Source organism: Bifidobacterium aemilianum, assembly GCF_003315635.1.
GTDB classification, from domain to species: Bacteria; Actinomycetota; Actinomycetes; order Actinomycetales; family Bifidobacteriaceae; genus Bifidobacterium; species Bifidobacterium aemilianum.
Genome location: NZ_PDCG01000001.1, coordinates 88,711 through 113,122 on the forward strand (window position 1 = coordinate 88,711; position 24,412 = coordinate 113,122).

The window sequence follows — 24,412 nt, forward strand, 5'->3', positions numbered from 1 at the left end:
CTCGCTTACTTGCCTATTGGTCTGTTCGATCAACTATCGCCATCTGCCGGTGGCCATGGTCACTTGACCATCTCGTCCGGTTCCTCGATCCCGTTGCCGAAGCGGACATCGCGAGCTGCGGCTACACGGGAGGGCAGGCCGTAGATGTCGATGAAGCCGTTGGATGACCCCTGGTCGAAGGAGTCGCCCGAATCGTAGGTGGCCAGGTTGTAGTCGTAGAGGGAGGAGTCGGACCGGCGGCCGGTCACCACGGCCCTGCCGCCGTGTAGGACCATGCGGATCTGCCCGGAGACGTACTGCTGGGTGTCCTCAATGAAGGCGTTGAGGGACTTGACGGCCGGCGAGAACCACTGGGCGTCGTAGACCAGCTCGCCCCAGCGCTTGTCGATGTCGCGCTTGATCCGGTGCTGTTCACGCTCCAGGCAGCAGTTCTCCAACTCCTGGTGGGCGGTGATCAGGGACATGGCGCCGGGTGCCTCGTAGAGCTCACGGGACTTGATGCCCACCAGCCGGTCCTCAATTATGTCGATGCGGCCGATGCCTTGGGCCCCGGCCCTGCGGTTCATCTCCTCGATGGCCTGGAGGGGGGTAACATCGCGGCCGTCGATCTTGACGGGGACGCCCTGCTTGAAGTCGATGACCACCTCGTCCTCGACCGGCGGGAAGGACGGGTCGTCGGTGTAGGTGTAACAATCCTTGGTGGGCCCATTCCAGGGATCCTCCAGGAAGCCGGTCTCGATGGCCCGGCCCCAGACGTTCTGGTCAATGGAGTAGGGGCTCTTCTCGGTCTGGGTGATGGGGAGCTTGTGGTCCTTGGCGAAGGCGATCTCGACATCACGGGTCAGGGAGAGATCGCGGATGGGGCTGATGGCCTTGAGTTCGGGGTCCATGGACTGGATGGAGACCTCGAAGCGAACCTGGTCGTTGCCCTTGCCGGTGCAGCCGTGGGAGATGGTGTCGGCACCGAACTGGTGGGCGGCCCGGACCAGGTGCTTGGAGATCAGGGGCCTGGAGATGGCGGAGACCAGCGGGTAGACACCCTCATAGAGGGCATTGGCCTTGAGGGCCAACATGCAGTATTCACTGGCGAACTCCTCGCGGGCGTCGACCACATAGGCCTCTACGGCTCCGCAGGCCAGGGCCCGCTCCTTGATGGTATCCAGGCTCTCGCCGCCCTGGCCGACATCAAGGGAGACGGCCACAACGTCCTTGCCGGTCCTCTCCTTGAGGTAAGGAATGGCCACCGAGGTGTCCAGTCCGCCGGAATACGCCAGAACAATTCGATTCTTCTCGCTCATCTCAACCCTTTCATGGAAAGCTGTACCAGTATAATATACAACATACTGAATACTTATGCGTTAAGAAACGCCGCAGTCACTCCGGGCGGCTTGCCCATAGGCCCGCCGCCAGACCCATCAGGAGGACTGACCCTTGGAGGCTATATCCAGCAACCATTGGGCCCTCACCTGAGCCTGCCCGTCATCAACACAGATCATCATCACCGTGTCGTCACCCGCTATGGTGCCCAGAATGCCCTCAAGGGGCTGCCGGTCGATCACTGACGCCACATATTGGGCGGCCCCGGCCGGCGTATGGATGACGACCAGATTACGGGCCGCCGCCGCGGACACCAACAGGCCGGTGAGGACCTTGCCCATCTGCTGCTCTACCCTCTTCGAGGACAGATCCTCCCCCAGGTCCGATTGGGGGTCGTCAGCCAGCCGGTAGGCGATGCTGCCGTCCTTGAGGCGGGTCTTGACCGCATGGATCTCATCCAGGTCCCGGCTCAGGGTGGCCTGGGTCACGGCGAAGCCCTCATCGTCCAGCAAGTCGGAAAGCTGGGACTGGGAGCCGATGATGTGGTCCATGAGTATGCGCTCGATGGTACTGAGCCGGGCCGCCCTGGTTGCCGGACGCTGGAGACTGGGCTGCGATGCCTGCCGATCGGACTTCCGCTCGTGCGATCCTTCAGCGGCCTGCCTGCCTGGGGCCTGTGGACTCTTGGCCTTCTTGCTGCTATCCATATCTGTCATTTCTGTAGACGTCGCGTTCCTATCGTTATCATCGTGCGTTCCACCGGCCTGCCGGGCGGAACCACCACCAGCTTAACCTGTCCTCTTCCACAAGTAACCATCGACAGCCGCCAGCGGTCCGTCCATGTCTGCCCCCTTGTCCAGGCCGGACCTGCTTGACCGGGCCCGGCTGAATCAGGGCAGGTCAGAGCGAGTCAGGCCAGGAGGGTCTGGTCATCGCTTTGCTGTCCAATCAGCCAGGTCAGGAGGGCCTTTTGGGCATGGAGTCGGTTCTCCGCCTCGTCCCAGACCACGGACTGGGGGCCGTCAATCACCGAGGCCGTGACCTCCTTGCCCCGGTAGGCGGGCAGGCAGTGCTGGAAGAGGGCGTCGTCCTTGGCCGCGGCCATGACCCGCTCATTGACCTGATAGTCCCAGAAGGGCTTGGAACGAATGGCGTACTCGGCCTCCTCGCCCATGGACACCCAGGTGTCCGTGAAGATGCAGTCGGCTCCACTGGCGGCCTCAAGCGGGTCGGTGGTGACCAGGATGGAGCCATCGTTGCGGTCGGCCAGGGCCTGGGCCTCCTCCACTATGCGGGCGTCAGGCAGGAAGCCTTGGGGTCCGGCCAGGCGCACATGCATGCCTGCCGTGGCCCCACCCATGAGGTAGGAGTTGGCCATGTTGTTGGCGCTGTCTCCCAGGTAGGCGATGGTCTTACCCGGCAGGGCGTCCACTCCCCCACGGAACTGGGCTATGGTCAGGAAGTCGGCCAGGATCTGGCAGGGGTGGAAGAGGTCGGTCAGGGCGTTGACCACGGGCACGCTGGCATTGGCGGCCATGGCCTCGATCCTGTCCTGGCCGAAGGTGCGCCAGACGATGGCTGAGGCCATACGGGTCAGGACGCGCGCCGTGTCGTCGACAGGCTCCCCACGGCCCAGCTGTGAGCCGGCCTGGTCGATGACCAGGGGGTAGCCGCCCAGCTCGGCCACACCTATCGAGAAGCTGGACCGGGTGCGGGTGCTGGGTTTGTCGAAGAGGACGGCCACGGCCTGTGGGCCCGCGAAGGGCGTGTGGTAGTGCCGGTCCTGGCGGAATTTCATGCCCAATTCCAGGACCTGCCGCTGCTCCTCATGGTTGAGGTCGTCGTCACGGAGAAAATGCCGTAGCTGTCCACTCATGTTGGCTCCTTGCCTGGGGCGGCGACCGCCCCCCCCCTATGCTGCCCTGGGCAGCTCTGTGTATCTTGATGGTGCACTGTCCGCGAGGAAAATGCAATGCTGTGGCCGCTCTTGGCTGGTCGCTTGGGCCAGGGGCCGGCCCGACCTAATCGTCAGGCAAATCGGTCGGCAGGTCAGCCAGGATCGCCAGACCCTGTTCAATGTCCTGAGCCGTGACGATGAGAGGAGGCGCGAACCTCAAGGCGTCCGGGGCCACCGCGTTGACTATGAGCCCACGGTCCAGGCACCATTCCATGGCCGCATGGGCGCAGGGATGGGCCAGTTGGACGGCATCCAGGAGGCCGCGGCCCCGGCTGCCGACGAAGAGGCGGTTCCCGCAAGCCTCCAGGCCCTGACGCAACTGCTGGCCCCGCTCCTCGGCATTGGCCAGCAGGCCCTCGGCCTCAATCGCATCAAGGGTGGCCAAGGCCGCCGCAGCGCCCAAGGGGTTGCCAGCGAAGGTGGACCCGTGGGAGCCCGGTGTGAAGAGGTCTGACAGCTCCTGGCCGAAGGCGATGATGCCTCCCATGGGGAAGCCACCGGCCACCCCCTTGGCGAAAGAGACAATGTCCGGCCTCACCCCGCCCGCCAGGTCCTCGCGCTGGAAGGCGAACCATTGGCCGGTGCGGCCGATGCCGGTCTGGACCTCGTCGATGATCAGCAGGGCCCGGTGGCGGTCGCACAGGTCCCTGACCTGCCGCACATAGTCGGCCCCCAGGGGCCTGACACCCGCCTCGCCTTGGATGAGCTCCAGGATCACAGCGGCCACCGGCCCCCGACGGTCTCCAGCGGCGAAGGCCTGCTCCATGGCTGCCGGGTCGCCGGCCGGTACGAAGTCGACGGCGGGCAGGAGAGGCTCGAAGGGCTCGCGTATGGCGGGTTTCCAGGTGGCGCTCAGGGCCCCCATGGTCCGGCCATGGAAACCCTGGGTCAGGGCCAGGATTCGCGCCGGCTCGCCCTCGGTGCCGTCGGCATCCGCCCCGGGTAGGGTCCGACCGTAGAGACGGGCCAGTTTGAGGGCTGCCTCGTTGGCCTCTGCCCCGGAATTGCCGAAGTAGACACGGGAGCCCGCCGGCGCACCGGACAGGTGGATGAGCCGGTCAGCCAGTTCGATCTGTGGCCTGCTGGCAAAGTAGTTGCTGGTGTGGGCGAGCCTGGCCGCCTGCTGGCTCACGGCCTTCACCCAGGCGGGGTGGGCGTAGCCTAGGGAGTTGACGGCTATGCCTGCCAGGAAGTCCATGTATTCCCTGCCGTCCACATCCCAGACGCGCGTGCCCTGACCATGGTCCATGACCCGCAGTGGCTTGCCGAAGACATGCATGTGCACGTCCTGGTAGCGGTCGATCAGCTGTGCGTCCTGGGGGCCCAAAGATTCCTTGGTAGCTGTCTGCTCAGTCATCGCTTCCCCTCATCTCCAGGCCGTCCTCTGACACGACCATGGTTCCTATGCCCTCGCGGGTGAATATCTCGTTGAGTATGGAATGGGGCTTGCGGCCGTCGATGATATGGGCCTGGCGCACACCACCATCCAGGGCCCGTACACAGGCCTCCATCTTGGGCCTCATGCCCGTCTCCAGATCAGGCAGCAGCTGCCGGAGGTTCTCCACACCGATATGGCTGATCAGGGACCCACGGTCCGGCCAGTTGGCATAGAGGCCGTCCACGTCGGTCAGGATCACCAGCTTGCGAGCGCCCAGGGCCGTGGCCAGGGCAGCGGCGGCCGAGTCAGCGTTGACGTTGAGGACCTGCAGGGCATCGTCCTCGTCCGGGGCCACGGAGGAGACCACAGGGATGCGTCCGGCCCCTATCAGGTCCTCAACGGCCGAGGCGTCGACGGCCACCACGTCTCCTACCTGGCCCACGTCGGTCTTCACCCCGTCGATCACGGGCATGCGCTTGCAGGCGGAGAAGAGGCCACCGTCCTCACCGGAGAGTCCCACCGCGTAGGGGCCATGGGCGTTGATCAGGCCCACCAGCTCCCTGGAGACCTTGCCGGTAAGCACCATACGGACCACGTCCATGGCTTCGGGCGTGGTGACCCTCAGGCCTCCTTTGAATTCGGACTTGATGCCCAAAGCCTTGAGCATGGTTGAGATCTGCGGACCGCCCCCATGGACCACGACCGGGTGGATGCCGACCTGGCGTAGGAAGACCATGTCCTGGGCGAAGCATGCCTGGAGCCGACGGTCCACCATGGCATTGCCGCCGTATTTGATGACGATGCATTGGCCGGCGAATTCCTCCAGCCAGGGCAGGGCCTCGATGAGGACCTCCGCCTTCCGGGCGTCCGCCAGATCGCTGAGCCCCGGCTGCCGCCTCTTGGGCATGGTCTCCTCCATGACGTATGTCCCTTCCTTTATCGCTTGTTTACCATTCCGGCCTGGGTTACCGTGGTTGCCGGACCGTTCAGCTCTCGTAGTCGGCGTTGATGTGCACGTAGTCCAGGGTCAGGTCGTCGGTCCAGATGGTGGCCTGGGATTGGCCGGCACACAGGTCGATGTCGATGCTGACCTGGCGCGGGCCCATGTCGACCTGTGACCGGTCGACCCCTGGCTTGCCGCCGTCGCAGACCCTGAGCCCGTTGATGTCCACCGTCACCTGCCCGGGGTCGTAGGGGGCCACCGAGGCGGGCACGGTGCCCAGGGAGGAGACCACACGCCCCCAGTTGGGGTCATTGCCGCTGATGGCGCATTTGAGCAGGTTTGAGGCCGCGACCGCCCGGGCACAGGCCAGGGCCGCCTCCTCGCTGCTGGCCCCGGTGACGGTAATGGCCACGTCGTGGCTGGAGCCTTCCCCATCGCCGATGATCTGCTGGCTCAGGCACTGACAGGCTTGGGCGACCAGGGCCTTGAACTCGGCCGGGTCGGGCGTCACACCACTGGCACCAGATGCCAGAAGCAGGACCGTATCGTTGGTGGACATGCAACCGTCCACGTCGATTCGGTTGAAGGTCTTGCCCACAGCGGCGGTCAGGGCCTCCTGGAGGTCAGCCGAGGTCACCACCGCGTCCGTGGTGATCAGGCAGATCATGGTGGCCAGCTGGGGGGCGATCATGCCGGAGCCCTTGACCATGCCGCCGACCCGGTAGCCGGTCCCGTCCAGGGTCACGGTCTTGGGCTTGCTGTCGGTGGTCATGATGGCCCATGCCGCGTCGATGCCGGCCTGGTCGCTCTCGGACACCTGCCCGACGGCCTGACGGGTGCCCTCCAGGACCTTGCCCAGGGGCAGCAGTTCACCTATCAATCCGGTTGAGCACACGGCGATGTCCTCGACCTGGCTTCCCAGCAGCCCAGCCAGCTCCTGGGCCGTCCGCTCGGTCTGCCTGTAGCCCTCGGCGCCGGTGCAGGCATTGGCTCCCCCGGAGTTGATGATGACGGCGTGGGCCTGGCCGTCGGCCAGTATCCGGCGGCTCCATTGGACAGGGGCCGCGCAGAAACGATTGGGGGTGAAGACCCCGGCGGCGGTTTGGAGGGGACCCTGGTTGACCACCAGGGCCAGGTCCTTCTTGCCCTCCACCGGGGAGATGCCGGCCCGCAGACCGCAGGCCGCGAATCCTTTGGCATAGGTGACGCTCATGGTGCTACTCCGATCTTGGTCAGGCCAGCCTCCTCGGGCAGGCCCAGGGCGATGTTCATGGATTGGACTGCCTGGCCGGCTGTTCCTCTACTGAGATTGTCGATGGCGGCGAAGGCCGAGATTCTGCCGGCGGAACGGTCCACCACCACTTGGATGTGGGCTGTATTGGACCCGAGCACGTTGGCGGTGGCCGGCAGCTGACCCTGGGGCAGCAGGACCATGAACGGCTCATCGGCGTAGGCCTGCTCCCAGGCGGCGCGAATCTCCCCGTCGCTCATGGCCATGGCCTGTGCTGTCAGTTTGGCGCTGACCGAGGCCAGGATGCCCCGGGCCATGGGCACCAGCATCGGCGTGAAGGAGATGCTGAAGGCGCAGGCAGCGCAGGCCTCCTGCCCGCTGGCATGGGCCAGGTTCTGCAGAATCTCAGGAATATGCCGGTGCACCCCGCCCACCGAGTAGGGGGTCGCTGACCCCAGGGCCTCGGCCGCCAGCAGGTTGGTCCCCTTCAGGGCCTTGCCAGCCCCGGAATAGCCCACAACCAGGTCGGCGACAATGTCCGTGGGCTCCACCAGCCCTTGGGCCAGGCCCGGCTGCAAGGCCAGGGTGGTGGCCGTGACATTGCAGCCCGGCCCCGCTATGCGCCTAGCCCCCCGCAGATGCTCCCTTTGCTTGCCCGACACTCCTCCAGGACCAGCCCCCAGCAGCAGTTCCGGCATGCCGTAGGTCCATGAGGGGTAGAAATCACCGGAGTAGAAGCGGCCCCAGGCCTCCTGTTCCTCCAGGCGGTGGTCGGCGCCCAGGTCGATGACCAGGGCCGTGGGGTCCAAGTCCTGGGCCAGGCGCCCCGATGCCCCGTGGGGCAGGGCCAGGATGATGATGTCATGCCCGGCCAGGGTCCGCGCATTGGTCTCCTGAATCTTCAGGTCCGCCAGTTGGGGAATATGCGGCATGTGCTGGCCCAAGCGCTCCCCGACCGACGCATGGCCGGTGACCGTAGTCACCTGGCAGTTGGGGTGGTCGGCCAGCAGCCGCAACGCCTCGCCACCGGCATATCCTGTGGCTCCCGCCACCGCTACCGTGTATTGCCTCATGGGAATCAGCTTTCCTCGGAACCGCATCAGTGATTACATAATATTCATTAAGCCGTATAAATACATTACAGCATGTCGGAAGTGTCCGCATACTGGACACCGGCACGCAGGCCCGGACCGCAGCCCAACCAACACCATCGCCCGACATAGCTGCTGGGCCCCATGGGGTAGTTGGCCACCCCTCCCTGACCCACACCCCTCCACAGCCTATGAAGCAAGCAGACGGTTGCCATGCATGACCTAGACGTGGCGATTGCCTGACGCTCCGTCCATGCAAGGACCGGCGCTTAAGGCCCTCAGGCGGGCATCGTGCCCGGCTCAGGCACATAGCCATCAGGCTTGCGTATACCAAAGGACGGATGCTGGTTCCCGCAGGAACACAAACATCCGCCGCATTACAAAGCAAAAGCACGCACCGTCTCAGACCGAGGTCGACCCATCCGTGCCACCGCCGCCCAATCCACCGCCGCCGAACATGTCGTCACCGCCTGGAAGGGACTGGATCATGTCGAGCGGAGAGATTCCCTTGATCATCATCCAGGCCAGGATGGCTGTGACCAGCAGGTTGATGATGACCGCGGCCAGGGCCAGCCCGTAGCCCTTCATGTGCATCTTCTTGGTCCGCCACATGGATGCCAGGCCCATGAGGGCCGGGAGTATGGGTATGGAGAAGAGGATGGAGAAGACGAAGGCGATGATGGCGTTGACATCCCAATGGCCGTACCAGGGGTTCTGGTTGGGGTCGTCCAGGTTGATGTTGTTGAGGTCCTGGATATTGGCCAGGCGACGGGGATCCGGAGCCTGCTGGCCCTGGCCGCCAGGATATTGACCGGTGGCCGCCTGCCCCTGCCACTGACCGTAGCCAGCCTGCTGGTTTCCGGCCGGACCTTGCGCGGACTGCTGCTGCCCCTGGGCCTGGGCAGGCGATGCATCCGGGGCACCGAAGACGTATGGATTATAGCCGGCCGGCATCTGGTTGGTCATGGCTCCATAGTCCAGGGGCTTGACCTGACCATATTCTGGCTGACCACCCTGGGGCTCGGCCAGGTTGTCGGGCTGCGGCTGGGCCGCTGCCCCGTATTGGGGACCCGACTGCATGTAGTCCGAGGCCTGGGGCTGGCCCAAGCCCGGCTGCCCCTGGGCAGGAGCAGGAGCTGGGGCGGGGGTACCCTGCCCCGAGGCCGGAGCCGAAGTCCCCTCTGGCAAGTGACTCTGGAGCCCCTGCGCATCTGACTGAAAGCCCTGCTGGTCGCTCATGCTTCCTCTTTCCTCGCCTATGTACTGCCCTGATTGTAGTGGGTCGGACCGCTTATGCTCGCAGCTGGGCGCCCAGGCCGGCAACCTTGTCGACGATGGCCTGGCGAATGCTTTCGCTGTCCTGCGAGGTCAGGGTCCGGTCCGGAGCCCGGAAGACCACCGAGTAGGCCAGGGACTTCATACCCTCACCCACCTGGTCGCCGGTGAAGACATCGAAGAGCTCGATGGATTCCAGGTTGTCTCCGGCCGCTTCGACGATGGCCTGCCGCAGCTGGTCGGCCGTGACCGAGTCCCTGACCGTGAAGGCCAGGTCCTGCTTGACCGGCGGGAAGGTGGAGATGGGCTTGGCCTGGACCGGCTTGTCGCTCAGCTGGGCGAAGAGGTCGGTCAGGTTCAACTCAAATGCCGCGGAGTGCTGGGGGAAGTCCAGGGCCTCGTTGACATGGGGGTGAAGTTCACCCACATAGCCCACGCAGGCCTGGCCCGCCATGACCTTGGCCGCCCGGCCGGGGTGCCACTGGGCCGGCACATCTACGCCCTGGGGCTGCTCCAGACGAAGGCCGGCGCCCAAACGATCGGAGAGGCGATTGACGGCCTCAACGGCATCGGTCCAATCCACGGGGCGGCGCTCACCCAGCCAGCCGGTCTCCAGGGCGGAGCCGGTCAGGATGGCCGCGGCGTGCAGGGGCTGGTCGGGCAGGCCTGCATCCAGGGCCGCCAGATCCTCGTCGCTGGGCCGTTGGCCGCCAGGCAGGGCTGGAATGGCCGGAGCCTTGGGATCCTGCAGGTAGACATGGCCAAGCTCATAGAGGGCCACATTCTCCACACCACGGTGGAGGTTGCGCTGAACGGTGTGGGCCAAGGTGGGAAGGATGGTACGGCGCAGGTAGGGCCGGTCGCCGGCCAGGGGGTTGGCCACCTCTACGGAAAGGGGCCTGATGGCCTCGGCATCGTAGGAGAAGTCCTTGAAGTCCTCCTCGCCCACGAAGGGGTAGGACAGGGTCTCGACCAGCCCGTACTCGGCCAGCTCGTTGGCAACCTGCCGACTGTGGACCTGGTCAGGGGTCAGCCCCACGGCACCCTCGACCGGGGCCGGAGGCACGGTGACCGGGATTTGGTCGTAGCCGACCAGTCGGGCGACCTCCTCGACCAGGTCGCAAGGGTCCTTGAGGTCAGGCCGCCATGTGGGCACCTGGACGCAGAGGAGACCATCACCCTGGTCACTGACCTTACAGCCGATGTCGGTGAGTATATCGACGATCTCCTGGGCTGGGGCCTCCAAGGCGGTCAGCCGCTTGACCTCACTGGTCTTGAAGCTGATGGGGGCCACCGGGGCCGTCTGCCGGTAGTCCACAGGGGTCTGCGAGGCCTGGCCATGGCCATACTCGCTCAGGAGCTGGGCGGCCATCTGGGCGGCGGCGGGCTGCAGGTCGACATCCACGCCACGTTCGAAGCGCCGGGAGGCCTCCGAGGGAATCTTGTGGCGGCGGGCCGACCTGGCCACCGACACCGTGTCGAAGTGGGCTGCCTCCAGGAGGATGTTCTTGGTCTCGGCGGTCACCTCGCCGTAGAGGCCACCCATGACACCGGCGATGCCCAGCACGCGCGAGCCCTGCTGGCCATTGGGTGAATCGGTGATGAGCAGGTCCTCGGGATGGAGCTCATGGTCCTTGCTGTCCAGGGTCGTCAGCCGCTCCCCCTGGCGGGCCCGACGGACCACGATGGGGCCTTCGATCTTGTCCAGGTCGTAGGCGTGCATGGGCTGGCCCAGGTCGAGCATGACGTAGTTGGTCACGTCAACGGCCAGGGAGAGGGAGCGCATGCCGGCACGGATCAGGCGGCGACGCATCCAGTTGGGGGTGCGGGCCGAGGGGTCGAAATCGCGGACGGCGCGGGCATAGTAGCGGTCGCAGCCGAGCACCCCATGAATGGGGTTGTCGTCCTCCACGATGACCTGGATGTCACCCTCGGCGCCCGCATCCGGCAGGTCGGCCTTGAGCTTGACCACCGGATCGGTGTAGGCGGCCCCGGTGGAATGGTGGTACTCACGGGCCACACCCCGGTAGGAGAAGGCATAGCCCCGGTCCGGGGTGATGTTGATCTCCAGGATGGGCTGATCCAGGTGGAGCAGATGCATGGCATCGTCACCGGGCTTGAGGGCCTCGTATTCCTCTGGGGTGAAGCCGTAGTGCCGCAGGAGGATGATGCCGTTGTGGTCATCGCCCAGGCCCAGCTCACGCTCGGAGGCGCACATGCCATCGGAGACGTGGCCGTAGGTCTTGCGCGGCTCGATGCGGAAGTCGCCGGGCAGAACGGCGCCGGGCAGGGTCACGACGACCTTCTCGCCGGCCGCCATGTTGGGGGCTCCGCACACGATGCCACGGGGGACCTTCCTACCTGCCTCGTCGGTGGCGTTGTGCTGGTCGCCCACATCGACCTGGCACCAGTTGATGACCTTGCCGTTCTTCTGCGGCTCAGGCTCGGCCGAGACCACGTAGCCGACCACGATGGGGCCGGTCAGCTGGGAGGAGTGGATCTCCTCCTCCTCAAGACCAACCTTGACCAGGTCCTTGGCCAGTTGTTCGTATGACAGGTCGGACGGAACCTGCACGTGCTCCTTGAGCCAGTCAATATCAATCATCGGCACAGGTAATCACTCCCCCATCACAAACTGTTCGCTGAAGCGCACGTCACCCTCGACCAGGTCGTGCATGTCGTTGATGTCGTGGCGCAGGAGCAAGGTGCGCTCCATGCCCACGCCGAAGGCGAAGCCGGTGTAGACCTCCGGGTCCAGACCGGCGGATTCGAGGACATGGGGGTTGACCATGCCGCAGCCGCCCCATTCAATCCAGCCCGGGCCACCCTTCTTGTCGGGGAACCAAAGGTCCAATTCCGCGCTGGGCTCGGTGAAGGGGAAATACGAGGGACGCAGCCGGCTCTTGGCCTCGGGGCCGAACATGGCCACGGCCAGCTTGTCCAGCACGCCCTTGAGGTCGGCCATGGTCAGGCCCTTGTCGACGGCGATGGCCTCACACTGGTGAAAGACCGGGGTGTGGGTGGCATCCAGCTCATCAGTGCGGAAGACCCGGCCGGGGCTGGCTATGTACAAGGGCACGCCCCTGGTCAGGAGGGCACGGACCTGGTCCGAGGAGGTCTGCGTGCGCAGGACCATGTTGGAACCCACGAAGCCGGCCGCGTCCTTGGCCTGGGAGCCCTTGACGTAGAAGGTGTCCTGCATCTGGCGGGCAGGGTGGTCGGGGCCGAAGTTGAGGGCGTCGAAGTCGTACCATTCGCTTTCGACCTCGGGGCCGGTGGAGATCTGCCAGCCCATGGAGATGAAGAGGTCCTCGATGTCCTCCATGATCTTGGGCAGGGGGTGGCGGGCACCAAGGGGCTTGCGCTTGACCGGCTGGGTCATGTCGACCGTCTCGGCGGCCAGGGCTGCGGCCTCCTCCTGGGCCTTGACCTGGGCCTCCTTGGCTCCGAAGGCCCGCCCGAAGTCGGCCCGGAGCTTGCCCATGAGCCGCCCCGCCTCCTTCTTCTGGTCACCGGGCAGGGAGCCGATGGCCTTGGAGGCCTGGGTCATGAGTGATTGGCCACCGATATACTCGGTCTTGATGGCCTTGAGCTCGTCCAGGCTGGAGGCCTGCCCGATTTTCCCGATGGCCTCGGTCACCGCATCGGTCACCGCTTGTGCATCGAATGTCACGTCCTGCGCCACAAGTTCCCTTTCCTCTGTATGCCGCCAACCCGTGTAATTCCTCGGATTTCAAGCTTTTACGCCTTCACATTCTTTCAATATGACTCGACATAGCCAGACTGAAGAGCATGACCGCCGCCGAGGCAGCCAAGTTGAGCGATTCGGCCCTGCCGTAGATGGGAATGGAGACAATATCCTGAACCTGGTCGAGCACTTCTTGCGGCAGACCCCGGGCCTCATTGCCGAAGAGTAGGGCCCGCGGGACCTGCTGGCCATCTCCCGGCCCACTGTAGAGCAGATCGGTCAGGGACAGGGGTCTCTTGCCTGCCGTCCCGTAGACATCGGCAGCCGTGGTGACCAGGCCCTGAGCGGATGACCAGGAGAGGAAGTCCTCAGTGGTCATTGTCAGGAGGGGCAGATGAAACAGCGACCCGGCCGTTGACCGGATGACCTTGGGATTCAAGGGGTCCACGCAATCATCCACGAAGACCACGGCGCGGCAGCCCGCAGCGTCTGCGGCCCGGATGACGGTCCCGGCATTGCCTGGATCCCTCACCTGCCAGAAGGCGGCCACGCTGGGGCCCGCGAGGGTATCTTCGGTCCCGCCGGCTGGATTCCGGCTCGGTTCCAGCAGATCAGCCTGCGGCTGGTGCGACTCCTGCCCGGCAGCGGAGCCAAGATCCACATCATCAACGAACGCCATAATCCCAGCCGCATCCCCTACGGCAACAATGCCCTGGGAATCGGTGCTGATCTTGTCCATAACCTGATCAGTGACCATGTGCACATACAGGTTGCTGCCCTCGCCAAGCTCCAAGGCCTGGTCCATGATGGCCGCCAGGGTCTTCGAGGCCGGCCGAAGATCGTCGGGGCCCGCTGACCTTACGTACAGATCACTGACCAGATCAGGCCGGTAGGCTATCGCTTCCCTCACCGATTGCGGCCCTTCAATCAGGAAACAGCCGCTCTTCCTGCGACCTCGGCTGCTGGTCAAGGATGCCAGACGACGCACCCGGTCGGATTTGGGATTGCTGATGATGTCGGAATTCATGGGCATGTCCATCACTCTACCTGGGCGGCCCCACCGCCGCACCCAAGGAGCACAGCCACAGATACCTCCCTGGCCCGTCAGTTGCCGAAGAAGGCGAAGTGGCCGGTCAGGTAGGCGGTCAGGAGGGCGACCAGGGGCAGGGCCAGACAGATGGCCAGGAAGACCCAGTCCCGTGGGTGGACCTGGCTGATCCGGGCGCTGGAACGGGGGTGGTCGCCTCCGAAGCCCCGGGCCTCCATGGCCGTGGCCAGCATGGTGGACCGGCGGATGGAGAGGACCAGGAGGGCGAAGGCCTGGGGGAAGAAGGATTTGATCTTGCTGTCATCGCCGAGTCCACGGGACCGGCGGGAGGCGGTCAGGGCCGTCCAGTCGTCACGGAGGACCGAGAAGAGACGCATGCCGGCCAGCCCCCCATAGACGAAGCGGTCTGGCAGGTGGAGGACCTGACTGAAGGAGTCGGCTAGGTCGGTCGCGTCAATGCCCAGGACGGCGATGATGGCGGGTATGCCGATGGCCAGGATCCGTAGGGCCGTGGCCAGGGCCAGGATGAGTGACTTGTCCGAGACCTGGATCAGTCCCCACTGCCACCAGACATGACCGCCGGACTTGCCATAGAGAATGACCGCCAGGGCCGAGCCGGGGGCGCCGATGAAGACCGGCCAGGTGAATTTGACCACCCTCCAGGGACTGAAGCCTATGCCCATGAGCAACACGAATTCCAGCCCCAAGGCCACGGAAGCCGACACCCAATCAAGGCTGAAGAGCAGGATCAGGGCGGTCAGAAAGCCGCCGATGAGCCGGAAGGAAGGGTTGAGGGATGCCAGATAGGGCGACCGGCTGGACTGGCGGGGGTCCTCGGTCCGGGCTTGGGTCGGGCTGACCTGGATCAGCTGTGGCTGGCCATCGGCGGGCAACTCATCGGCGCAAGGGCTGCCACCAGGGCGATCAGCGGCAGAACCGCCCGGCTTCCGATCCGCTTGCGCCAACCCCACATGGCCGGTCTGCCCCGCCGGGTCTGGCCCATCGCCGGGCTTGCCGCCACCGTCTTCCTCGCTGTCGTGCTGCCAGCTGCGGTCCAGCTGTCCATCAGTGCCCAATTCAACGATTCTGGCACCCAGGGCCCTGACCAGTTCCCGGTCATGGGTCACCACGATGATGCTGACCCCGTCCCCACGAAGGTCATGGATGAGTCGGACCATGGCCAGCCAGGTGGACCTGTCCTGACCGAAGGTGGGCTCATCCAGAATCAGCACCTGGGGGGCCGCCGCCAAGGCCGAGGCCACGGTCAGCCGCCGCTTCTCGCCGCCGGAGAGGGTGTAGGGATTCATATGGGCATACTGGCGCAGACTGAAGCGTTTGAGGAGGGTCAGGGCCCGGCTCTTGGCCTCTTCGGGGCTGGCGCCCGTCCGCAGGGGGCCCAGCATGACCTCTTCCAGAACGCTGGCCCGGGCGAACTGGTGCTCAGGATTCTGGAAGACGTAGGAGATACGTGAGGCCAGCTGGGTCGACTTCCAGCCGAAGGGCGACGAACCCTGTGCCCCGCCCTGCAGGCGTTCAGAGGCCAGGACCTGGCCTGCCACAGGCTCCAGCAGCCCGGCCAGGGTCATGGACAGGGTCGATTTGCCGGCCCCGTTGGCCCCCACCAGGGCACTGATCTGACCGGAGTGGAAGTCGAGATTGATATGGTCGGCAATGGACTGGCCCTGGCGACCGATGGCCAGGTCTTTCGTTGACAGGAGAACCTCGCCGGTGCCGGTCCTGGCCGGGTAGGAGGGCTCACCGGAGGTATGGATGCGGCCGATACGGTCCTGGGGGCGGGCATAGCGCTCCGGCAGCCAGATGCCCAGGGAGGCAAAGTCTATGTCGGGATTGCCGAAAACCTGCGCGGGGCTGCCATCTGCCAGAATCACGGTGTCTTTGAAGGCCTGCTGGCCGCTTGGCCCTCCCTCCCCTCCAGGGGCGGTGTCTGCCAGGCCCAGCACGATGACCCGGTCAATCATGTCTATCCATGGACCGGCCCGGTGCTCGACCAACAGCATGGTCGAATGGTCGGCCTCCAGGACCGAGGAGACGGCCCCGACGATCTGCCTGACCCCCTCCGGGTCCAGATTGGCGGTCGGCTCATCCAGCAGCAGGACCCCAGGCCGCATGGCGAGCGCCCCAGCCAGGGCCAGCCGCTGGAGCTGGCCGCCGGACAGGTGCATGGTGGACCGGTGGAGCTGCAGGTCGGCCAAGCCAACCGCGGCCATGCTCTGCCTGACCCGTTCCCAGATCTGTGGGCGGTCCAGGGCCATGTTCTCGGGGCCGAAGGCCACATTGTCGCCCAGGCGCTCGAAGATGACCTGGGCATCCGGGTCCTGCAAGACCAGGCCGACCCTGCCCCTGGCCTCCTGCACCGGTGTGCCGTCGACCAGGACCCGCCCCTGGCTGATGCCACCGTCCGCATCCTCAACACCTTCGGATGACTGCCCGCTTTCTACCTCCTCCCCGCTGCTGCCCAGCAACCCTGCGGCACCGGCCAGGATCGTGGATTTGCCGATGCCTGAGGCTCCCAGCAGGAGGACCCGCTGACCGGCTGGAATGGACAGGTTCAAACCCTGAACGGCGAAATGGGAACGCGAGGCGTGACGGTAGCCCCAGTGGTCAAAGACCAGACTGGCACTGGCGGACAGGGGCTTGCTGGAACCAGAGCTCCCTGCCGACGACTGACCGCCGTCCGGCCGGCCTCTCTTGGGTGACTCGCTCATATCCATGTTCCTAGTTTCCATCTATCCACCATCATCATTGCCGGCTGGTCTCAACTCCGCGCGCGGGTCCATGCCAGCCATCAGCGTCATCCTGACTCAATGGCAGCTATCGAATGCCATCAATTCAGCGTGGTCATCAAGCGCCCACGGCCCTGCGCCATCAATCAAGCGCCATCATCCAGCTCATCACCGCCTGGCCCCATATCCTGGAGACGGCGGCACCCGGCAGTAAGGGTTACAGACTACCTGCACTGCCTCGCATATGCCAGGGTTCAGACGACACTCACCAGCCCAGAGCCATGGAGCGGTTGCAACTAGCCCTTGCCTAGACCCTGACCTGCCGTCCTGAGGCAAAGGCCCCCAGTACGCCGGTCTTGGCGATGGCCAGGTAGAGGTACCACATGAGGAGTCCAGCCACCAGGGCGCCTGAGATGATCGAGCCGCCAACGTAGAGGATGCCATACTTGCCGCCCAGGTCAATGGCCTGGAGGTGGGAGAAGAAGGAGTAGAGGCCGCAGCCCAGTCCGGCGCAGGCCCCGGAGACCAGGGTCCTGGGCATGGACCAGCGCCGGTAGCCCCCGACCAGGAATGGGAGCTCCGCCATGGCCCCTTGGATGAGGGCGATCAGCAGGGTCTCAGCCCCTCCCCACATGTTGCCCAGCAGGGCCTCAAGGATTCCCGCCACCAGTTCGGCAAAGAGCCCGGCTCCCGGCTTGCACACGATGACCAGGGCAAGGGGGGCGGCAAAGAGCCAGAGCCCGTTGAGCAGGCCAGGCAAGCCTGGAACGATGGCGTTGAGGAGGGGCCAGGGGCCGGCGGTGGCGATGGCTGCCACCCAGTAGATCAGCGCGCTGGCCACCCCGACCACCGAGGCCACGGCGATGTCGACCACGCGCCAGCGCATACTGCCCGCGGCTGCCGGTCGTTTTGAAGTGTGAGTTTCAGAATACTCTGACATGATGTGCCTTTCCCTTGATGAGCACCGACCTTCGGTGCCGCACCACAAGGCACGGGTAGATAGACGTCCGTGCGCCGGTATTGTCCGGATTCACGTTCAATCGGTCGAGGGATGGCCCTCTTCTCAGCCGCTCCAGCCCATGAGTCATGGTCAAGGAGCAGCACCCGTGTCAGCCCCCAAGTATATGCCAAGCACCGGCCAACAGAAGCAGGCCAGGTCCGCCGAGTCATAGGACGGGCGGTCCGGGCCTGCTTATAAGCGCATGCCGGAGCTCGGCGCAGGCTAGGCTCCTAGGCCATGTCAGTCAGCAAGCTTGCTGAGGATCAAGGCCTCGGTGACGATGTTCTTCTTGAGGCTGGAGAGACTGATGGATTCGTTGGGGCTGTGGGCGTTGCCCTTGGGGTCCTCGGGGCCGGTGACCAGGACCTGGGCCGAGGGGAAGAGCCGCTGGAGTTCGGGGATGAAGGGGATGGAACCGCCCTCTCCCTTGTTGATGGGGTCCACCCCATAGGCCTCACGCATGGCGGCGAGCGCGTCCTGGGTGGCGGTGGCCTCCGGGTCCATGGCCCAGCCCATGCCGTTGTCGATGGGCTCAACGCTGACCTGGGCCCCGAAGGGTGCATGGCTGACCAGGAAGTCCGCCAGGGCCTGATGGGCCTCTTCGGGGCGCTGGTGGGGGGCGGTGCGCAGGGAGAGCCGGAAGCGGGCCTGGTCGGCGATGACGTTGAAGGAGCCCTCCACCGGGTGGGCGTCGAAGCCGATGACGGTGAGGCTGGGCTTGGTCCATAGCCTTGCGGCCAGGGAGCCGGAACCGGCCAGACGGTAGGAATCGACCAGGGCGGCGTCACGTCGGAAATCGGCCTCGTCCATATCACGCTGGAGGCCTCCGACCGGCTCCTCGGCCTTAATGCCGGGAACGGCCAGGTTCCCCTGCTCGTCGTAGAGGGAGGAGATCAGCATGGCGGCCAGGGTGTTGGCATCCAGGATGGGCCCACCGAACTGGCCGGAGTGGACGGGGTGGCCGGAGACCTTGACCGTCACATCCAGGTCGGTGTTGCCCCGCAGGCTGGTGGTCAGGCTGGGAATCTGCGCCGACCAATTGCCTGAGTCGGCCACAATGATCACGTCGGAGGCAAACTCCTCCTGGTGGGACTCCACGAAGGGGATGAAGCTGGGCGAACCCATCTCCTCCTCGCCCTCGATGAAGACCTTGATATTGACCTTCAAGTCATCGGCCAAGGCATGGAGGGCTCCCGAGTGGATGGCAATGCCGCCGCCGTCATCGGTGGCACCGCGCCCATAGAGCCTGCCCTCAACCTCGGTGGCCACGAAGGGGTCGGTGTCCCAGGCGGAGGCATCCGGCACGGGCTGGACGTCATGGTGGGCGTAGAGGAGCACGGTGGGGGCATCCGGGTCCACGAGCTTGGAGCCAATGACCTCCCAGGCTCCTGGGGTCCCATCGCTGGTACGGGCCTGGACCACCTTGGTCTCGATGCCGACCTTGGCCAGCTCCTCGGCCACGAATTGCGCCGAAGCCCTCATATGCTCACCGGTGATGCCCTGGGCCGAGACGGCTTTGAGGGCCACCTTACGGCTCAGCAGATCCACCACACGGTCGAAATCGGCCTCGACCCGCGGACCTATCTCCTTGACATTCAGACTCATGACTTGCTCCTTGTCGCTTGTACTCCCTTGGGTCTTACCTCTGCCGAATCCCAAGGCGGCCGCCTGGCCAGACATCCTACCCGCAGGCCGGGCCCGACCAGGGTCCGCCCCTGGCTCGGATGGGCCCGAAGCCTAGAGAACACAGCCTAGCGGGCATGGTGAGGCCTGCCGCCAGCGTCTAGACGTCACCGTAATCTGCAAACATGACATGGAACCCCTTCAAGAAGCAGAGTGACGAGGAGCAGGCCCCCATCGAGTCCGGCCAGCAGGCACCGATGGAAGGCATGGGCAAGGGCCGCCCGACCCCCAAGCGCAAGCAGGCCCAGGAGCAGAAGCTGCGCCCCCTGGTCCCCAAGGACCGCAAGGCCAGCGCCAAGGCCGCCAAAGCCCGGATTCGAGCCAGGGAGGATGCCCAGTATGAGGCCATGCGCACCGGTGACACGGCCCACATGCCCAAGGCGGAACGCCTGCCTTGGCGCGTCTACATCCGCGATTATGTGGATGCCCGCTTCAACCTGGGAGAGTTCTTCGTCCCGGTCTTCATCGTCGTTTTTGTTCTGGTCATAGTCCTGTCGGCCTTCAACTACCAGAGCCTGAGCATGCCGCTGATGGCTGCCCTCTACCTGTACGTCATCATTGCCGTGATCGACCTCTTCCTCATGTGGCGCAAGCTCAAGAAGCAGCTGATCGCCAAGTTCGGCGAACGCTCCGTGGCCAAGGGTTCGCGTTCAGCCTCATACGCCTGCAACCGTGCCATTCAGCTGCGCCGCTGGCGGCTACCCAAGCCCCGGTCCAAGAAGCGTGGTCAGTGGCCGCAGTGAGCCGCCAAGATCTGCATGGGTCAGCTGAGAGCCAAGAGCGCCAGCTGGCCCATACTTATATGGTGGGCGTATGCTGAGCAGCCCGCAGGAATCACCTGTCAGCCTATGAATCACAGACGAATCGAGGGACCATGCCAGCGGATGTGGACATCGCCATCATCGGAGGAGGCCCAGGTGGGTATTCCACGGCCTTGCGAGCGGCCGAACTGGGCAAGTCGGTGGCTCTGATCGAGCGGGACCCAAGCCTGGGCGGCACCTGCCTGAACCGGGGCTGTGTCCCCTCCAAGGCCCTGATTACCGCCAGCAGAACCCTGCAATCCGTCCAGGATGCCAGCCGCATGGGCATTCAGGCCTCCGTCTCCTCCATTGACTTCGATGCCCTACGCGATTACAAGCTGGGCGTCGTCGAGACCATGACCAGCGGCCTGGCCGGACTCCTGGCCCGCAGGGGTGTGGTGGTTTACCGAGGTCAGGCGGAACTGGCCGACCAGCGGACGGTGGTCATCCGTCCCAGCGGGGGCTCGGATGGGTCAGGCCAGCAAGGTGGCAACTCCGGCCCCGACCAAGTACAACGATTCAACAAAGCTGATGTCGCTGAGGATGCCGGCAACGAGGTAAGGCTGACAGCCAAGGACATCGTGCTGTCCATTGGTTCGGCTCCCCGCCCCTTGCCGACCAACCCCTTCGGCGGGGCCATCATCGACTCCACCCAGGCCCTGAATCTGGATAAGTTCCCAGCCTCGGCCGTCATCATCGGCGCCGGGGCCGTGGCCATCGAGTTCGCCACCATGTGGAGACAGGCCGGTACGGACGTCAGCTTGCTCATCCGCAAGGATCGGGTCCTCTCCGCCTGGGACCGCAGGGTGGGCAGCAGCCTGACCCGGGAGCTCAAGCGCCAGGGCATCAAGGTCATCAGCCGCAGTCGGGTGACCGGAGTGGATACCAGAGCCGATGGAGACGCCAGCGTCCACTACCAGGTCGAGGGACAGGGCGCTTCCAGCAAGGACGGACAAGAAACTGAGGACCCCACGGTCTTCGGCCAGGTCGTGCTGGTGGCCATCGGTCGCGATCCCCAGACCAAGGCCGACTGGTTCGGCAGCCTGGGCATCGAGCTTGATGAGCATGGCCTGGTCCGCACCGACCCCCTGGGCCGCACTTCGGTCGAGCACGTATGGGCCCTGGGGGACATCACCGCCGGCCCAGCCCTGGCCCACCGGGCCTTCGCCCAGGGCATCGCCATAGCCGAGGCCATCGCCGGGCTCAACCCCCGGCCTGTTGATCCGGCTACGGTGCCGACCGTCGTCTTCTCCACCCCTGAGGCAGCCTCTGTGGGCCTGACCGCCCAGGAGGCCAAGGACCGGGAGGACATTCGCGATGTCAAGGAGACCCCCTACCCCATGATGGGCAACGCCCGCATGCTCATGAGCGGGTCGGCTGGGTCCCTCACCATCGTCACCGGCAGCTATGGGGACCAGGAGCCGGTGATCCTGGGTGTCCACATGCTGGCCCCCGACGCCAGCGACCTGATCGCCGAAGCCCAGGAACTGGTGGGCAACCGGGTCCCCCTGTCCGCCGCGGCCCGACTGATCCACCCCCACCCCACCCTCTCCGAGACCTTGGGTGAGGCTCTGCTCAAGGCGGACGGCCGGCCCCTGCACACCCTCTGACGCAGGTATGAAAGCGACGGTGCTAGCTTCGTCGACCAGCAAAAACGGTGAAAACCCCGGACCTACGGTGCTGATAGACTGTTGGACCAGTATGTTCGTTGTCAAGACACAAGCGAGGAAGTAGATGGCAGCCAAGGACAAGAAGCCGGCAAAAAAACAGAATATCGTCAAGCAGATCATTCAGATCTACAAGTACACCTATGCCGAAGACAAGGCCCTACCCTGGCTCCTGGCTGGCGCCTTCCTCCTGCCGGTGATTGCCGCCGTCGTGCTGGGACTGGTCTTCAAGTGGGGTTGGCTTAGCTGGATCCTGCTCATGATCACGGCCATCATGCTGGGCTTCCTCCTCTTCACCATGCTCCTGACCCGCCGGGCCGACCGGGTGGGCTACCAGAAGATCGAAGGCCGCCCAGGGGCCGCCATCTCCGTGCTCAGCAACATCAACAAGGCCGGATACAGCTTCCCCCAGGAGCCCGTGTGGGTGGATGCCAGGACCAAGGACGCCATCTGGCGGGGTACCGGCTACAGCGGCGTCTTCCTGCTGGGTGAGGGTGAGTACGGCCGCATCATGCGGGCCATGGACAATCAGGAGCAGCGAATCAAGGGCGTTACCACCGGTTCCAACATTCCGATCTTCCGCATCGTCGTGGGCTCGGGCGACAAACAGGTCAGGCTCAGGGACCTACGCCAGGTCGTCCTCAAGTCCAAGAGCTATGAACCCACCAACCATAGGAACAAGCTCATGGCCAAGATTCACCCCCGCCGTCGCTTCCTGCTGACCAAGCAGGAGCTGACAACCCTCCAGGAGCGCCTGCGGACCCTGCAACTCAAACAGGGCATGGGCATTCCCAAGGGCATGGACCCCACCCGCCCACAGCGTATGAGCCGCAGGGCCATGCGTGGCCGCTGACCATCAATCCCGCCGTCCCTTGGACAGGCGGGATTATTCATAGCGGGTGGCTTGCCCACCAAACAGCCACAAGCCCGCCGAAAAACCGAAACATACTCGTAACCCAGACGGCGCGTGAAATACATGAGCCCCCATAGACTTGTTAGCAGCACTCTGATGAAAGGAACGGTCCATTGACTCCATTGGTAACCAAGGAAGATGCTGAGGCACTCATCAACCAGGAGGGGATTGAATACGTTTCAGTCCGTTTCACCGATCTGATCGGGGTCCAGCAGAATTTCACCGTACCGGCCAGCGAGTTCCTCAAGGATGCCTTCACAGATGGCATGCCCTTCGACGGGTCCTCCATGCAGGGCTTCCAGGCCATCAATGAGTCCGACATGAACCTGGTGCCGGACGTGTCCACCGCCTTCATCGACCCCTTCCGCAAGCACAAGACCCTGGATGTGGCCTTCTCCATCGTCGAGCCGGTCACCGGTGAGCCCTATTCCCGCGACCCCCGCCAGGTGGCCGCCAAGGCCGAGGCCTACCTGCAGTCCACCGGCATCGCCGACACAGCCTCCTTCGCCCCAGAGGCCGAGTTCTTCATCTTCGACAAGGTCCGCTATGAGAACACCATGCAGCGCTCCTTCTATGAGGTCGACTCCACCGAGGCCCCCTGGAACACGGGTACCGAATACGAGGAGGACGGAAGCCCCAACATCGGCTTCAAAAACCCGGTCAAGGGTGGCTACTTCCCCGTTGCCCCACGTGACCACAACCAGGACCTGCGCGACGACATGGTCGCCAACCTCCAGCAGGTGGGCCTAATCCTGGAACGCGCCCACCACGAGGTCGGTGGCGCCGGTCAGCAGGAGATCAACTACCGGTTCAACTCCCTGCAGCACGCGGGTGACGACCTGATGAAGTACAAGTATGTGGTCCATGAGACCGCTGCCCTGGCCGGCAAGGCCGCGACCTTCATGCCCAAGCCCATCGCCGGCGACAACGGCACCGGCATGCACTGCCACCAATCGCTGTGGAAGGACGGCAAGCCCCTCTTCTACGATGAGACCGGCTATGCAGGCCTCTCTGACATAGCCCGCTGGTACATCGGCGGCTTGATCAGGCACGCCTCGGCGGTCCTGGCCTTCACCAACCCCTCACTCAACTCCTACCACCGCCTGGTGCCCGGATACGAGGCCCCCATCAACCTGGTCTACTCGGCCCGCAACCGCTCCGCCGCTATTCGCATCCCGCTGGCAGGCACCAGCCCTGCGGCCAAGCGCATCGAGTTCCGCGCCCCGGACCCCTCCTCCAACCCATTCCTGGCCTTCTCCGCCCAGCTCATGGCAGGCCTGGACGGCATCCTCAACCACATCGAGCCACCGGCCCCGGTCGACAAGGACCTCTACGAGCTGCCCCCGGAGGAGTACGACGGCATTCAGCGTGTGCCCGCCAGCCTGGACGAGGCCCTGAAGGCCCTGGAATCCGACAATGACTTCCTGACCGCCGGCGACGTCTTCACCGACGACCTCATCTCCACCTGGCTGGACTTGAAGCGTGGCGAGATCGAGCAGGCCCGTCTGGCCCCCACCCCTCTGGAATACCAGCTTTACTTCCACATCTGAGTCGGGGGGCCTGCGCCTCTAACCCATCCATCGGCGGTGGGGTTCAATTCTTGAGCACACTCACGGTTGAACCCCACCGCCCTTGCTGTATACTGCCTGGCCAGGCCGGGGTATAATCAAGCCAAGC

At 64.8% G+C, this 24,412-nt stretch carries 18 protein-coding genes; 4 read left to right on the forward strand and 14 right to left on the reverse strand.

Going from position 1 to position 24,412, the window contains the following annotated elements:
* Positions 1–59: 59 nt before the first annotated feature.
* From CRD60_RS00370 to CRD60_RS00435, 14 genes are all read right to left on the reverse strand, one after another.
* Entirely contained in the window at positions 60–1,298 is a 1,239-nt protein-coding gene (locus CRD60_RS00370; protein WP_113859346.1) for an argininosuccinate synthase, read from the reverse strand.
* A gap of 117 nt (positions 1,299–1,415) precedes the next feature.
* A complete protein-coding gene (gene argR, locus CRD60_RS00375; RefSeq protein ID WP_113859347.1) occupies positions 1,416–2,024 on the reverse strand; it encodes an arginine repressor in 609 nt (202 codons plus the stop codon).
* Between the two features lie 203 nt (positions 2,025–2,227).
* Positions 2,228–3,193: an ornithine carbamoyltransferase gene (gene argF, locus CRD60_RS00380; protein ID WP_113859348.1), complete on the reverse strand. Its 966-nt coding sequence runs from the start codon at positions 3,191–3,193 to the stop codon at positions 2,228–2,230.
* Between the two features lie 145 nt (positions 3,194–3,338).
* The gene (locus CRD60_RS00385; RefSeq protein WP_113859349.1) at positions 3,339–4,631 is read right to left on the reverse strand and encodes an acetylornithine transaminase; all 1,293 of its coding nucleotides are present in this window, start codon (positions 4,629–4,631) and stop codon (positions 3,339–3,341) included.
* Positions 4,624–5,559 (reverse strand): acetylglutamate kinase, encoded by a 936-nt coding sequence (gene argB / locus CRD60_RS00390; protein ID WP_236630745.1) that lies wholly within the window; start codon positions 5,557–5,559, stop codon positions 4,624–4,626. Before argB ends, CRD60_RS00385 begins: the two co-directional genes overlap by 8 nt.
* A 79-nt stretch (positions 5,560–5,638) precedes the next feature.
* Positions 5,639–6,808 carry a bifunctional glutamate N-acetyltransferase/amino-acid acetyltransferase ArgJ gene (gene argJ / locus CRD60_RS00395; protein ID WP_113859351.1) on the reverse strand — a complete coding sequence of 390 codons (1,170 nt, stop codon included), beginning with the start codon at positions 6,806–6,808 and terminating at the stop codon, positions 5,639–5,641.
* Positions 6,805–7,899 (reverse strand): N-acetyl-gamma-glutamyl-phosphate reductase, encoded by a 1,095-nt coding sequence (argC, locus tag CRD60_RS00400; protein WP_113859629.1) that lies wholly within the window; start codon positions 7,897–7,899, stop codon positions 6,805–6,807. Before argC ends, argJ begins: the two co-directional genes overlap by 4 nt.
* A gap of 420 nt (positions 7,900–8,319) precedes the next feature.
* On the reverse strand, positions 8,320–9,156 hold the full coding sequence (locus CRD60_RS00405; protein ID WP_113859352.1) for a hypothetical protein: 837 nt from the start codon (positions 9,154–9,156) through the stop codon (positions 8,320–8,322).
* Positions 9,157–9,208: 52 nt separating this feature from the next.
* Positions 9,209–11,803 carry a phenylalanine--tRNA ligase subunit beta gene (gene pheT, locus CRD60_RS00410; protein ID WP_113859353.1) on the reverse strand — a complete coding sequence of 865 codons (2,595 nt, stop codon included), beginning with the start codon at positions 11,801–11,803 and terminating at the stop codon, positions 9,209–9,211.
* Positions 11,804–11,809: 6 nt separating this feature from the next.
* The gene (pheS, locus tag CRD60_RS00415) at positions 11,810–12,865 is read right to left on the reverse strand and encodes a phenylalanine--tRNA ligase subunit alpha (protein ID WP_407923152.1); all 1,056 of its coding nucleotides are present in this window, start codon (positions 12,863–12,865) and stop codon (positions 11,810–11,812) included.
* Positions 12,866–12,941: 76 nt separating this feature from the next.
* The gene (locus tag CRD60_RS00420) at positions 12,942–13,913 is read right to left on the reverse strand and encodes a TrmH family RNA methyltransferase (RefSeq protein ID WP_113859630.1); all 972 of its coding nucleotides are present in this window, start codon (positions 13,911–13,913) and stop codon (positions 12,942–12,944) included.
* Between the two features lie 71 nt (positions 13,914–13,984).
* Positions 13,985–16,675, reverse strand: a complete 2,691-nt coding sequence (locus tag CRD60_RS00425; RefSeq protein WP_236630746.1) for an ATP-binding cassette domain-containing protein — start codon at positions 16,673–16,675, stop codon at positions 13,985–13,987.
* A 304-nt stretch (positions 16,676–16,979) separates the two neighbouring features.
* A complete protein-coding gene (locus CRD60_RS00430) occupies positions 16,980–17,612 on the reverse strand; it encodes an ECF transporter S component (RefSeq protein ID WP_113859355.1) in 633 nt (210 codons plus the stop codon).
* A gap of 300 nt (positions 17,613–17,912) precedes the next feature.
* On the reverse strand, positions 17,913–19,277 hold the full coding sequence (locus CRD60_RS00435) for a dipeptidase (RefSeq protein WP_113859356.1): 1,365 nt from the start codon (positions 19,275–19,277) through the stop codon (positions 17,913–17,915).
* Between the two features lie 203 nt (positions 19,278–19,480).
* Between CRD60_RS00435 and CRD60_RS00440 the strand changes: the two genes are divergently transcribed.
* The 4 genes from CRD60_RS00440 (at position 19,481) to glnA (ending at position 24,285) form a co-directional block, all read left to right on the forward strand.
* Positions 19,481–20,098 (forward strand): DUF3043 domain-containing protein, encoded by a 618-nt coding sequence (locus CRD60_RS00440; RefSeq protein ID WP_113859357.1) that lies wholly within the window; start codon positions 19,481–19,483, stop codon positions 20,096–20,098.
* A gap of 131 nt (positions 20,099–20,229) precedes the next feature.
* Complete coding sequence (locus tag CRD60_RS00445) at positions 20,230–21,765, forward strand: FAD-dependent oxidoreductase (protein WP_113859358.1); 1,536 nt, start codon at positions 20,230–20,232, stop codon at positions 21,763–21,765.
* Between the two features lie 124 nt (positions 21,766–21,889).
* The gene (locus CRD60_RS00450) at positions 21,890–22,675 is read left to right on the forward strand and encodes a DUF4191 domain-containing protein (RefSeq protein WP_113859359.1); all 786 of its coding nucleotides are present in this window, start codon (positions 21,890–21,892) and stop codon (positions 22,673–22,675) included.
* 173 nt (positions 22,676–22,848) lie between these two features.
* Complete coding sequence (glnA, locus tag CRD60_RS00455) at positions 22,849–24,285, forward strand: type I glutamate--ammonia ligase (RefSeq protein ID WP_113859360.1); 1,437 nt, start codon at positions 22,849–22,851, stop codon at positions 24,283–24,285.
* Positions 24,286–24,412: the final 127 nt, after the last annotated feature.